The sequence below is a fragment of the Ruegeria sp. YTSC192 genome, assembly GCF_059609705.1.
Genome location: NZ_JBXWMG010000010.1, coordinates 80,649 through 93,440 on the forward strand (window position 1 = coordinate 80,649; position 12,792 = coordinate 93,440).

Here is a 12,792-nt window from a genome sequence, read left to right on the forward strand (position 1 = left end):
ATTTTGCAGCCAGAAATACGCAAAATCGTAACTTATGACGAAGAGGTTCTGGTCGAGGGGTTTCGCCCCGCAAAGACCCCATGGCGCATGTTTGCAGTGGCCGCTGTGGTCACCAACCCATGGGCAGGCCGATTTGTCGAAGACCTGAAGCCCGAGATTCAGGCCTACGGACCCGTTCTGGGTGAAATGATGACCAAGCGCATGATTGCGCTAGCGGGCAGCGGCGAAGCAATCGAGGCCTATGGCAAGGCCGCTGTGGTTGGCCTGAATGGCGAAGTCGAGCATGCCTCGGGCCTCATTCACACTCTGCGCTTTGGCAACCATTATCGGCAGGCCGTCGACGCGAAGTCATATCTCGCCTTTACCAATACTCGGGGGCCCGCGAACGCGCCGATCATGGTGCCGCTGATGGACAAGAACGACGCCGGGCGACGCTCGCACTATCTGACTATCCAGTTTGCGATCCCCGACGCACCACGGGACGACGAGATCGTTGTGGTGCTTGGCGCGGCGACTTCGGGTCGGCCACATCACCGTATTGGCGACCGCTATCAGGACCTCAAGGATTTGGGCCATGACGTGGACAACCCGGCCGCGGTCTGAGATCGGCGGCCTCGCAGCAATCCAGACCGGAGCGGGACCGAATGTCCTGTTGCTGCATGGTGTCGGATTGCGCGCAGAGGCATGGGGCGCCCAATTGGACGCGCTGGCATCTGGGGCGCGCCTGACCGCACCAGACATGCCCGGCCATGGCGAAAGCCCACTGGGCCATGCACGTGTAAATATTTCGGAATATACCAAGGCCACGATGCAAGTTCTGGATAGGCTGGACGGGCCAACACTTGTCGTGGGTCATTCCATGGGCGCAATGATCGCGCTTGATCTTGCGACCAAGGCACCGCTGAGGATCGCTGGCGTCCTTGCTTTGAACGCCATTTTCGAACGCGAACCCGAGGCCACGCGGGCCATACAAACCCGCGCTGCCGCGCTTGATGGTGAAACACCGACCGATCCAACGGGGACACTTCGCCGCTGGTTTGGCGACACGGGCTCACCCGAGCGTGCGGCCTGTCAAAACTGGCTGACGGCAACGAACCCGGCTGGTTACAAACAGGCCTATACCGTCTTTGCCAACAGCAAAAACCCGCGCCGCGATGAGCTGGAAAAGATCCCCTGCCCAGCGCTGTTCATGACCGGTGAACTAGAGCCGAACTCCACCCCCGCCATGTCGCGCGCCATGGCGGAACTTGTTCCAAACGGGCGGGCGCAGATCATCAAAGGCGCCGCTCATATGATGCCGATGACCCATGCCGCAGAGGTTAACGCCGCCCTTTCAACTTTTCTGAACGAGGTGCAACAATGACCAGTCTCGATCCTCGCGACCTGCGGCGCGCCTTTGGCAGCTTCATGACCGGCGTTACTGTTGTGACGACACGCGATGCCTCGGGCACACCCCTGGGGTTTACTGCCAATTCCTTCTCGTCGGTGTCTCTGGACCCGCCCCTCTTGCTGGTTTGTCCAGGCAAGAACCTGACGTCCTACGATGCATTCGCGACCTGTGAACATTTCGCGGTGAACATTCTGGCTGAGGGGCAAGAGGATATCTCGAACACATTCGCCGGGTTCAAAGGGGATCGGTTCGCCAAAACCCCGCATACGCTGAACGCCCATGGTGTCCCTCTTTTGGATGGCGCAGTTGCGACGTTTTCATGCCGGGCGCATCAGGCCATCAAGGCCGGAGATCACTGTATTCTCATCGGAGAGGTTGAGGCCTATTCCTACACAGAAACCCGAGGCCTCGGATACGCAAACGGGCAATATTTCAGCCTTGGTCTGGAACGCGACGCTTTCGAGGCCACGGACCGGTCCGTTGTTTGCGGCGCGATCATCGAATGCAACGGACAGGTGCTGTTGGAGAAAACCGAAGCCGGATACCGCCCTCCGCAGGTCAGCTTGTCGGATCATCAGACCCTGCGCGAAAGTTTGCAGCAAGACCTGGTGACGCGCAGGATCAAGGCGCAGTTGGGTGCGGTCTATTCCGTCTACGACGATGCCACGACGCACCATGTATACACGCTCGCGTCGGCACCAGCTCTGCCGCCTAACGGCAACCTTGAAGCGGTTGCCATCGAACAGCTTGAAAAGCTGACATTCGCAACCCCGGCCATCGCAACCATGATGTCCCGCTTTGCGTTCGAAAGCCTGACCCGCGACTTTTCCCTTTACCTCGGCGACGCACAGCGGGGCGATGTGCATACTCTCTCGGAAAGGACTGAATGATGGAGTTTTCCCTCTTTGCTCATATGGAGCGGCTCAACCCCGAACAGTCTCATGAGAAACTATATGAAGAATTCATCGAGCTTTGCAAAATGGCGGATGACGCCGGTATGCGCGCGGTTTGGACGGGCGAGCATCACGGGATGGACTTCACCATCGCGCCCAATCCATTGATGTCCCTGGTCGATATCGCGCATCACACCAAAAACATTCGCCTTGGCACCGGCACGGTTATCGCACCCTTCTGGCATCCGATCAAACTGGCAGGTGAAACGGCCGCAGCCGACCTGATGACCGGGGGACGCATCGAACTGGGCATCGCACGCGGGGCCTATTCCTATGAATATGAACGGCTGATCCCTGGCATGGATGCCTGGGACGCGGGCCAGCGCATGCGGGAAATAGCCCCCCTTCTGCCCAAATTGTGGGAAGGCGATTGCGCCCATGACGGAGAGTATTTCCAATTCCCCGCCACCACCTCTGCCCCGAAACCGGTACAGGACGGAGGGCCGCCGATCTGGATCGCGGCCCGCGACCCGAACAGCCACGAATTCGGCGTCCAGAATGGCTTCAACATTCAGGTCACGCCTCTCTGGCAGGGTAACGCAGAGATTGAGAGTTTGATGGGCCGCTTCAATGATGCCTGCGCCAACTATGACGGGCCACGCCCCAAGATCATGCTGCTTCACCATACCTATGTCGGGCAGAACGCCGCTGATGTGGATCAGGCCACGCAAGAACTTTCGCGCTTTTACAATTATTTCGGCGCGTGGTTCCAGAACAAGCGACCCGTAAATCAGGGGCTGATCCAAGCTCTGACGGATGAGGAAATGGCCGCCAACACCATGATGGCCCCCGAGAACATGGCGCGTGACCTGACAGTTGGCACGGCTGCGCAGGTCACGGATCGCCTGAAACACTATGAAGACCTAGGTTATGATGAATACTCGTTCTGGATCGACAGCGGCATGAGCTTTGAGCGCAAGCGTGCCTCGCTGGCCCGGTTCATCGACGACGTGATGCCAAAGTTTCAGTGAGGACCCGTGATGCAACAGAACCCACACTATCAGCTTTTCATCGACGGCACCTGGACCGAGGGTGAAGGCGGACAGGTCATGACCTCACAAAACCCTGCCACAGGTGAGGGGTGGGCGACTTTTGCCTGCGCCGCACCCGAGGATGTGGATCGTGCCATCGCCGCCGCGCGTCGGTCTCTGAATGACCCGGCTTGGCGGGATCTGACACAGACCGCACGCGGCAAATTGTTGTTCAGGCTTGCAGAACTGATCGAACAGAATGCCGTGCGCATTGGCGAGATCGAGACGAAAGACAGCGGAAAGCTTCTGGCCGAAACGGCAAGTCAGACGGCCTATGTCGGCGACTACTATCGTTACTATGCTGGTTTGGCCGACAAGATCGAAGGTGCGGTGCTTCCGATCGACAAGCCCAACCTGCATGTCTTTACCCGCCGCGAACCGATCGGCGTCGTCGTCGCTATCGTGCCCTGGAACGCGCAGATGTTCCTGACGGCAACCAAGCTGGGGCCAGCCCTTGCCGCAGGGTGTTCAGTGGTGCTGAAGGCCTCTGAGATTGCGCCGGCGCCGATGCTGGAATTCGCGCGTCTGGTAGACGAGGCCGGCTTTCCGCCCGGCGTCGTCTCGGTCATTACGGGCGATGCAGAAAACTGCGCCATTCCCCTGACCCGACACCCCGATGTGGATCGCATCGCCTTTACCGGCGGCCCGGAAACCGCGCGCCATGTGGTGCGCAACTCGGCCGAGAACTTCGCCGTAACCACGCTGGAGCTTGGGGGAAAATCCCCAATTTTGGTATTTGACAATGCCAATCTGGACGGGGCCGCCAATGGGCTGATCGCAGGCAATTTCGGAGCCTCCGGACAAAGCTGCGTCGCCGGATCACGCGGTTTGATACATCGCCCAATTCTGGAGGCCTTGGCGGCCAGAATCGAAGAGAAGATGAAAGACGTCATCGTGGGCGATCCGTTGAACGCCGCAACCCATATTGGGCCGCTTTGCACCAATGCGCAGATCGCCAATATCAAGACGGTACTGGCAAAATCCTCCGATCAGGGCGCGCGCATTCGGTTCGGCGGCGCGCCCCTCGACCGGCCCGGCAACTTCATGGCACCCACTCTGGTCGAGTGTGCATCACCCGAGACCGAGACCCTGAAAGTCGAGATGTTCGGGCCCGTCATGTCCCTGTTGCCCTTCGACACCGAGGAAGAAGCAATCGCTCTGGCCAACGATACCCCGTTCGGGTTGGGATCGGGCGTGTTCACCGAAAATGTCGCACGCGCGCACCGGGTGTCATCCCGGTTGAAGGCCGGAATTTGCTGGATCAACACCTATCGGGCGGTGTCCCCCATCGCGCCGTTTGGCGGCTACAACCAATCCGGCTATGGCCGCGAAGCCGGGATCGAGGCCATTCAGGACTACACACGTACCAAGACCGTGTGGCTGAACACCTCTGATCAACCCATGTCGAACCCGTTTGTGATGCGCTGAGCGGGGGCGATAGATTTCGCCCTCTTCTCCACAACCCTATGGCCCTTCGTAAAATTATCCCACACTATGTCGCAAGAATAGCGGTTGGAGACTGAAGAATGAGCGCACATGGATATGAAGGCGGTCGGTTAAACTTGCCCTTTGTCGGGATCTCGACCTTTGGCAAATATCCCTATGTCAGCGACTGGGATGCGATCGACGCTGATGTCGCGATCCTTGGCGCTCCGTTCGATTTTGGCACTCAGTTCCGGCCCGGCGCGCGGTTTGGACCGCGCGCCATCCGCGAGGCCTCGACCCTGTTTTCCTTCGGGCATGGAGGCGCATACGACCACGAGGATGACATCACTTACCTGCCTGCGGAAACCACCCGTATCGTAGATCTGGGCGACGCGGATATCGTGCATACCAGTACCGAAAGAAGCCATCAGAACATAAAGTTCGGTGTCGGAAAATGCCTTGAAGCCGGGGCCCTGCCCGTGGTTCTGGGCGGCGACCATTCGGTCAACATCCCCTGCGTTGATGCCTTTGCTGCCGATTGCGAAAAGAACGGCCCTATCCATCTGGTTCAGATCGACGCGCATCTGGATTTCGTGGATGAACGGCACGGGGTTCGGTTCGGGCATGGAAACCCAATGCGGCGTGCGGCGGAGAAACCCTATGTCTCGGGCCTGACACAAATTGGCATCCGCAACGTCTCGTCGACCGCAAAAGAGGGCTATGAGGACGCCCATCGTATGGGGTCAGACATCCTGTCGGTCCGGCAATTGCGCAAACTGGGGACCGAGGCCGTGCTGGAGCGGATACCAGAAGGTGCCAGATATTATGTCACCATCGACATTGACGGGTTCGACCCCTCCATCGCGCCCGGCACCGGCACACCCAGCCACGGTGGTTTCCTGTATTATGAAGTGCTGGAATTGCTCGACGGTCTAACCCAGCGCGGTGATGTGGTGGGGATGGATCTGGTCGAAGTGGCCCCCGACTATGATCACACGGGCAGCACCGCCATTCTGGCCGCGCAGATCCTCATGAATACAATTGGGCGTATTCTGCACCACAGAAATCCGGCCAGCGCGGGATAGAGTCACATTTCGGCATCGTAGAACGCGCCTAGGATTTCGACCTGAAGCTTGGTTCCCGGTGCCGCGCTTTCGGTTGCGACTTAGCCCATCGCCATCGACTTTTCGACGCAGTGGCCATGACCGGTTGGTATTCTCTCTTTAGGTTTGGAGCTGGCATAAGGCTACCAACAGAAAGGGGTTGATATCGCCCCCATCATCAAGCAAGCCTTCGGACAACGGGCAGCCAGCTTTTGCCGGATGCCGCCGATAACAGACCCTTTTTTCGGGCAGATATGAGCCAAGTGACAGTTTCGTCGAACCACAATATGAAACACGCCGCACCCGGCCGCGACGAAATCGGCAGGTTCGTGTGAAAGGCGGAAATCCGGTGCAGGTCCTCAATATTCCGACCGCCAACGGAAATCCCTATCAGCGCGATCTGATGTATCGTTGCGCGGCAGATCGGGTCGCCTTTGTAGGCGGTGACAAGGGCGCTATTCTAAGGTTGGATGCGGGCAAACACCCGGTAACCCATCTGCATTGGGATGACCGGATCTTTGGTCGTGATGCCGATGCGCAGAAAAACGCAGACCTTCTGAACCGGGCGGAACAGTCGATTGACAGCTACCGCGCGCAGGGCGGTCGGCTGGTCTGGACAATCCACAACGCCCGCCCGCACAAGGTGATCAGCCTTGACGGGTTTCGACAGGCCCGCCAATCGCTGGTCAAACGGGCCGATGCGATCCATGTTCACGCCCCTCACGCCCGCGATCACATGATCGCAGAATACGGGGCCGACCCAAGCCGCATTCATGTGATTTCCCATCCAAGCTATCTGGGGTCTTATGAGCCGCAGGACGTCACACTGACACGCCCCATTCCGGATCGCAGCCCAACGACGTTTTTGTTCTTTGGTATGTTTCGGGGTGAAAAAGGGGCCGAGCGCATCCGGGACGTAGCCTCCAAGCTGACCAAACGGGAATATGACTATAACCTGAACATGTATGGCAAAGCTTTCGGCAGCCAAAGGCGGTTGCTGCGGCGTCTTGGCTGGAACCAGAACATATCACTCAGAACCGATCGCATCCCGGATGGGGAAATCCCCGACATCTTCTCGAACGCGCATTTCTTTCTGGCCCCTTATTCCGAGCTGTTCAGCTCGGGCACGGTTTCGCTCGCTCTGAGTTTCGGATTGCCGATCATCGGCCCTGCCCTGCGCGAAATGAAAGAAATCACGCCACCGGAACTACATGAAACAACGCTCTATGATCCAAGTTTGCCGCGGGGGTTGATACGCTCCATGATCCGGTCACTGCAGATGGAAACCTCCGACTATCAGAAGCTGCGACAGGCCTGTCTGCGTCATGCGCAAACGCTCTCGCCCGAGGTGATAAGCCCCAAAATGATGAACCTCCTTCTTGAGCATCAACCTGACCGGCCCACGTCCTGACACGTTCGAAATCTCGCCTATTTCTGTGTCACTTGCGTGAGCTGGGAGTAGATCTGGCGCCAAAATCAGACCCCGCGAACTATGTCGTGCATTGTCACGCCGGGGTTTTGAGATCGAACAGACCAAACCAATAGCTGCGGTGTTGCGAGGCTTCGGATTTCAGCCCGAGTCTGTCATTGATATCGGCGTAGATCAGGGCACCCCCATGATTTACGGCCCCTTAAGCCTGCGCTCCGCAGTTTGTTCAAGCTACGCCAGTGAAGCTTCGGCTGTGTCCTGTGCCGGACTTTTCTGCCCGCATCAAGCAGACCGTTCTGGTTTCACACATTGGAAATACAGCCTTTTCTCAGCCTGTGTGACAGCGCCTCTGCCCGCAGCTGGTGCAGTCTGGACAGGTCTTCCTTGGCCAGATTCCGGGTGCAATCGGGGTCGTTTTCGACATCAAACAACAACGGCTCGATATCCGTCGCGAAATGTGCAAGCCGGTACCCGTCTTTCTCAAACGCAATTGTGCGGCAATGATCGGGCGGGCATTGCCACACGGCTTCAAACCGCCCCTGGCCGTCTGTTGATCCAAGCTCAAGCTCTACCATGACCTCTTGCCCCAAAGGAGGCTCAGGCGCCAACAGGTTGCAGCCTTGCATCTGGGGCGGCAAATCAGCCCCAAGCGCCGACAGAACCGTGGGCGCCACGTCTATGGATTGGGTCGATGCGTCTATCTCTTCGGGATCGAGGTCCGGATGCGCGATCATCAGGGGAATGTGGGACGCGGCGCGAAACGGTGTCTGTTTTCCCCAAAGGCCGAGATCGCCCAGCATCTCTCCGTGATCGGCGGTCAAAACGATCAGAGTGTCGTCCAGTTGGCCCGCTTTTTCCAACCATTCAAGAAGCCGGCCGATATGGTGATCAACCTCAGCTGCAAGCCCCAGATAGGTGGCCCGGCACAGCGCGGTCTGTTCGGGCGTCAGAGTATCCTGCTGTCCGTCAAAACCCCAGAACATATCCGTGCCGCTTGGCCGGGAATGATAGGCCTCAAAAAACGGATGCTCAAAATCAGCCTCGGCTGGCGGTGGGATGTCCCTTGGGTTGATCAAATCGTTGTACGGCGCAGGGGCAACGAACGGAGGATGCGGCCTGATATAGGTGACCATGGCAGACCACGGCTGTGATTTGCGGACATCAAGATGCGCCAGTACCCGGTCGGTCAGATAGGCGGTATCACTGTCCTGCGCGTCATAGAGCGCTGGCCCTCCGAGCATGTCGTTTTGAGGTCTGTAAAGCGCAGTCAGATCGCCCGCATCTGGCACGTCGTAGCCGCGTGATCTGAGATGGGCGAGCCACTCCCACGCTTCCTCACGCATCTCGGTGACCTCGGTAATCCCCGGGATCGGCGCTGTGTAGGACAGATTAGCCGGGTCATTCGGGTGTAGGTCCCTGGGATCGGGTTGCGTGTCCGTATAGCCGAACAACAACAGCTCTCGCCCTATAGTGCGCAGCGCTGTTGCAAGGTTGGGGGTATCGCGCCGCAGCGGAACGCCGTTCTGAACCGATCCGTGGTTCATGGCATATTGGCCTGTCAGCAGGCTTGCACGGGACGGACCGCAGGGTACCACAACCGTATGATGGTTGCGAAAATTCACCGATCGCGCGGCCAGAGCGCGAATGTTGGGCAGTGGCACACTCTCACCCAAGGCGCCGGACAGAAGGTCTGCGCGAAACTGATCGATGACGATAAACAGAAAGTTGCGCGGAGCCCCACTAAGCATGGATTCGAGCCTGTGCGCTGTCTAGTTCACGGATCAACGCGGGCAGGTCGTCGGAACAGACCAGATTGTCCGGCACATTGCCCTGAGCGGCGGCAACCGGCAAGACGTTTTCCATGATCGAGCGGGTATAGCCCGTGGTCGATCCGACCTTGAGGCCCATGGACCGCAGATCATCAATCGCGGCTTTGCCGCCCGGAACCAAATCCGCATAGTCGGCGGCGACTTTTTCGTTCATCGGCACAAAGATCTCATAGACCTTTTCGACATCCTGGTCGGTGGGCGCATTGCCGTATTTTGCCGTCCACTGGGCGGCAATTTCGGGCATGTCCATCATGGTGCGGATATGATCCCATTTGGGTGCACCCATCGGCGCGAAAGATCCGAAATCAACCATTGTACCCGCCCAATCAAACACGGCCGCTTTGAACTTACTCATTGCCCTTTCCTTTCGTCAGGCAGGCTCGGCTTTTTTCTGTTTGAGGGTGTCGTCAGAAGGGCTGTCACTGTCAACCCCCATGTCGCGCAGCACTTCGGCTGCGGTGTCAACAACCGCTTGCATCACATGCGCATCAACCTGCCCGATGTGGCCGATGCGGAAGCTCTCAGCCGCCGTCAGTTTGCCGGGATACAGGACGATTCCACGCACCTTCATGCGGTCGTAGAATTCCGGGAACGTAAACGCGGGTGCCCTACCAGTCGCGCGCCATTATGATGATCAGCACACGTGATATTGCTTCCGTTTGGACATCGCCGATCTCCTTCGTATTGAAGATCAACAGACAACAAATCGCAGCTTACGTCAGTGTCCGAAGTGCGGGGGGGAGCTCAAAACGCTCTGACATATTCCTGTTCAGAACCTGTTATTTGAACTGTCTGTCGTTTTCGGTATTGTCACCCAATTGCCAGCTTGGAACCAAAAATTCTGGTTCCTGGTAGGATATCGCATAGCAGTTGGTGTTATTGATGGTGACTAGTGATTTGGTTTGGTGGACATGACGATCTTTCAGAGTTTTTTGGGGATGAATCTAAAAGCGCGCTTCTTGCGAAGTTCGATCTGGGTTTCAGCCACGTACATTCTATCCCAAGCGATCAGATTGGGCTCAAATCTCGTCTTAACAAGGTTGTTGTACCCCGAGGCTTTCGGACTGATGGCTTTGACCATGGTCTTTATTGTCGGGCTCGAGATGATTTCGGACGTTGGAATTGGTCCTTCAATTCAGCGGAGCGAGAATGGCGACGATCCAGCTTTCCTCGATACAGCTTGGACGCTGCAAATTATTCGCGGGTTTTGCCTTTGGCTCGGGTGTTGTGTTATTGCGGTTCCCGTCTCGAATTTCTATGCCGAACCATTTCTTGCCATGGCGCTCCCAGTTGCGGGGATATCATTGGCGCTAGGGGGATTTGACCCAACGCGCATTCATACTGCGGCTAGGCACCTGAACATTGGGCGGTTTTCTGCACTTGCACTTATCAGCCAGCTGCTAAGTATTCCAATCGCGGTTGGCCTTACATGGATACTTCAGTCACCTTGGGCCTTGGTCTGGAGTGGTGTTCTAACATCTGTGATTTATCTTGTTCTAATGACTTGGTTCTTGCCCGGGCCAAAAAACCGTTTTGCATGGGATAGGACGGCACTTGGCGAACTGATTACTTTTGGTCGTTGGATTTTTCTTAGTACATTGTGTGGGTTTGCACTTCTACAAGGTGACAAGGCGATTTTGGGAAAGTTCCTGACCGCCAGCGATCTTGGAGTTTATAATATCGGATACTTCTTGGCCACGTTTCCAATAGGTCTGTCTATGGCCATTGTTGGAAAAATTCTACTACCGCTCTACAAACAACAGCCGCCGGGCAAGTCAGTCGAAAACTTTCGCGCCATTCAAAAAATGCGGTTTGCGTTGACCGCTGCAAATTTTGCGATGCTGCTTCCCTTTATGTTTTTAGGTACATGGATAGTCGGGTTTCTATATGATGAACGATTTGTGAGCGCTGGCGTGGTCGTTGTAATTCTGGCTTCTATACAGGTTCCGAATGTTGTTTCCATCACATACGAACAAGCTGCCCTTGCTGAAGGGAATTCCCACAACTTCTTCATCGTGCAGTTGTACAGAGCGATAGTTTACGTGGGTTTTCTTTGGTTCGGCGTTGTAAACGCCGGTGTGATTGGTGCTTTGGTCGGGATAGGTGCGTATTATCTTGCTGTATATCCTGCGATCGTTTTATTGGCGCGAAAGCATGGGGCTTGGGACTGGAAACATGACTTGGTGTGTATGTGCGTAGGGTATTTATTGGCCGCTACTGCTGTTTGGTTTAACTTCGACAAAATTGTCAGCTTTCAACATTTGTAGAATCCTGCCTTGAGGCGTTGCGGGAAGTGCTGAAGAGTTCTGGGCGGTCAAGACGATTGCCGAGTACCCAATCATAAACTTCGGCCACTTGCCGAGCTTTTTGTGGCCACGTGAACATTGCATCTACCTTTTGCTTGCCTGATATGCCCGTGCGCACGATCAGCTCGGGGTTTCTGGTAAGGTCATCCAGTTTCTCCCGGAACCCTTCGACGACTTCTTGACGCGAACCTATGGGCACCAAAAAACCGTCTGTGAGGCGAACCAGCTCGGACGGTCCCGCATAGTCTACAACCAGGGGTGCTAGCCCTAGCATTAAGGCTTCAAGAACAACTCCGCCCCCAAATTCACGGATCGACGGGAAGCCTAGCAGAGAACATTGTGAAGCGACATCTTGGACCTGATCATGAGGTAACCAGCCGTGAAAAGTTACCGCATCAACAAGCTTTTCTCTTTCACAATACTCCCGAAGCTTCGGGAGCAGTGGTCCGCTACCGACCATATCTAGTTTGAGGCGCCCCGAAAGTAGCAGAGGTTTTGCGGCCTCAAGCAGTATATCTGGACCTTTGTAGGGTACCATTCGGCCAATGAAGCAAACCCGCAGTTTCTCGGTGGAAAGGCGATTCCCCATTTTCGAAAAACGTTCGGGGTCAACCGCATTCTCCGGCAAATAAATAGTTTTAGAGCTGTTTGCCGCAGGGATCTCGCTCTGAGTATGCCGCGAGGCGACGAGAATAGCGCTCGCATGGTTCAAGGTCGAATTGCGACCGGGTAATAACTTGTACATATTGCGAACGTAAGACAGCCATTCTCTCTCTGCGCGACGTTCTCTCGCAAATTCCTTTGGCCAAGGGACCCCACCATTTAGAGGGCCAAGAACAAAAGGAACACCAATTTTGCTACATTTTTTTGCCAGTAAGCTAGGTGATGTTGGTGACAGGGGTGTTACCCGATGAACAATATCAAACTCTCCTGACTCAATTCGTGTTTTGAACTCTTTCCACACAAGGTATTCAAAGTAAGGGTAAGCTATTGAAGAAATTGCCGAAAGAGTCGTCCATCCTTTTCCTTCGCCCATACGCAAAGCTTCGCCCAGCTTCCACAAAGGCTGCATCAATGCTTCTGAATCAATTGACGTGAAATCTCTACCTTCAACCAAACCTGCATTCAGCACTGCTTCTCGATTACGTACTTGTGTAACCAAATGAACATCAGCGATTGCACGAAGCGCATACGATAGCGACCATCCAATCAGCGGCACACTCGCCCATTCCGGGTTGGCTGCTTCCGCGATGACAAGAACGCGAGGTTTTTTTTGCATATTCATATCTCTATCAATGAGAAGCTACACAAGACTGGTGTTAGTGC

At 56.0% G+C, this 12,792-nt stretch carries 12 protein-coding genes; 8 read left to right on the plus strand and 4 right to left on the minus strand.

Features of this window, described 5'->3' with window-relative positions:
• Nucleotides 1–3: 3 nt before the first annotated feature.
• From AC2FD8_RS14730 to AC2FD8_RS14760, 7 genes are all read left to right on the plus strand, one after another.
• Entirely contained in the window at nt 4–603 is a 600-nt protein-coding gene (locus AC2FD8_RS14730; RefSeq protein WP_496857289.1) for an amino acid synthesis family protein, read from the plus strand.
• Entirely contained in the window at nt 575–1,363 is a 789-nt protein-coding gene (locus tag AC2FD8_RS14735; protein WP_496857287.1) for an alpha/beta fold hydrolase, read from the plus strand. Before AC2FD8_RS14730 ends, AC2FD8_RS14735 begins: the two co-directional genes overlap by 29 nt.
• Nucleotides 1,360–2,280 (plus strand): flavin reductase, encoded by a 921-nt coding sequence (locus tag AC2FD8_RS14740; RefSeq protein ID WP_496857285.1) that lies wholly within the window; start codon nt 1,360–1,362, stop codon nt 2,278–2,280. The genes AC2FD8_RS14735 and AC2FD8_RS14740 overlap by 4 nt, the downstream gene beginning before the upstream one ends.
• Nucleotides 2,280–3,314, plus strand: coding sequence for an LLM class flavin-dependent oxidoreductase (locus AC2FD8_RS14745; RefSeq protein WP_496857423.1), 1,035 nt, complete (start codon nt 2,280–2,282; stop codon nt 3,312–3,314). Before AC2FD8_RS14740 ends, AC2FD8_RS14745 begins: the two co-directional genes overlap by 1 nt.
• A 9-nt stretch (nt 3,315–3,323) precedes the next feature.
• Nucleotides 3,324–4,802, plus strand: a complete 1,479-nt coding sequence (locus AC2FD8_RS14750; RefSeq protein WP_496857284.1) for an aldehyde dehydrogenase — start codon at nt 3,324–3,326, stop codon at nt 4,800–4,802.
• Nucleotides 4,803–4,900: 98 nt separating this feature from the next.
• Nucleotides 4,901–5,884, plus strand: a complete 984-nt coding sequence (gene speB, locus AC2FD8_RS14755) for an agmatinase (protein WP_496857282.1) — start codon at nt 4,901–4,903, stop codon at nt 5,882–5,884.
• A gap of 367 nt (nt 5,885–6,251) precedes the next feature.
• A complete protein-coding gene (locus AC2FD8_RS14760) occupies nt 6,252–7,313 on the plus strand; it encodes a glycosyltransferase family 4 protein (RefSeq protein ID WP_496857280.1) in 1,062 nt (353 codons plus the stop codon).
• Nucleotides 7,314–7,633: 320 nt separating this feature from the next.
• Here AC2FD8_RS14760 and AC2FD8_RS14765 read toward each other — a convergent pair whose 3' ends face one another.
• From AC2FD8_RS14765 to AC2FD8_RS14775, 3 genes are read right to left on the minus strand one after another with little or no spacing between them, the layout of a single operon-like run.
• Entirely contained in the window at nt 7,634–9,079 is a 1,446-nt protein-coding gene (locus AC2FD8_RS14765) for a sulfatase-like hydrolase/transferase (RefSeq protein ID WP_496857278.1), read from the minus strand.
• A complete protein-coding gene (locus AC2FD8_RS14770; RefSeq protein ID WP_496857276.1) occupies nt 9,072–9,515 on the minus strand; it encodes a hypothetical protein in 444 nt (147 codons plus the stop codon). Before AC2FD8_RS14770 ends, AC2FD8_RS14765 begins: the two co-directional genes overlap by 8 nt.
• A 15-nt stretch (nt 9,516–9,530) precedes the next feature.
• Complete coding sequence (locus AC2FD8_RS14775) at nt 9,531–9,731, minus strand: hypothetical protein (protein WP_496857274.1); 201 nt, start codon at nt 9,729–9,731, stop codon at nt 9,531–9,533.
• A 367-nt stretch (nt 9,732–10,098) separates the two neighbouring features.
• Between AC2FD8_RS14775 and AC2FD8_RS14780 the strand changes: the two genes are divergently transcribed.
• Nucleotides 10,099–11,427, plus strand: coding sequence for an oligosaccharide flippase family protein (locus AC2FD8_RS14780; RefSeq protein ID WP_496874319.1), 1,329 nt, complete (start codon nt 10,099–10,101; stop codon nt 11,425–11,427).
• Here the strand turns inward: AC2FD8_RS14780 and AC2FD8_RS14785 are convergent.
• On the minus strand, nt 11,408–12,751 hold the full coding sequence (locus AC2FD8_RS14785; protein ID WP_496857271.1) for a glycosyltransferase family 4 protein: 1,344 nt from the start codon (nt 12,749–12,751) through the stop codon (nt 11,408–11,410). The genes AC2FD8_RS14780 and AC2FD8_RS14785 overlap by 20 nt on opposite strands.
• Between the last annotated feature and the right edge of the window lie 41 nt (nt 12,752–12,792).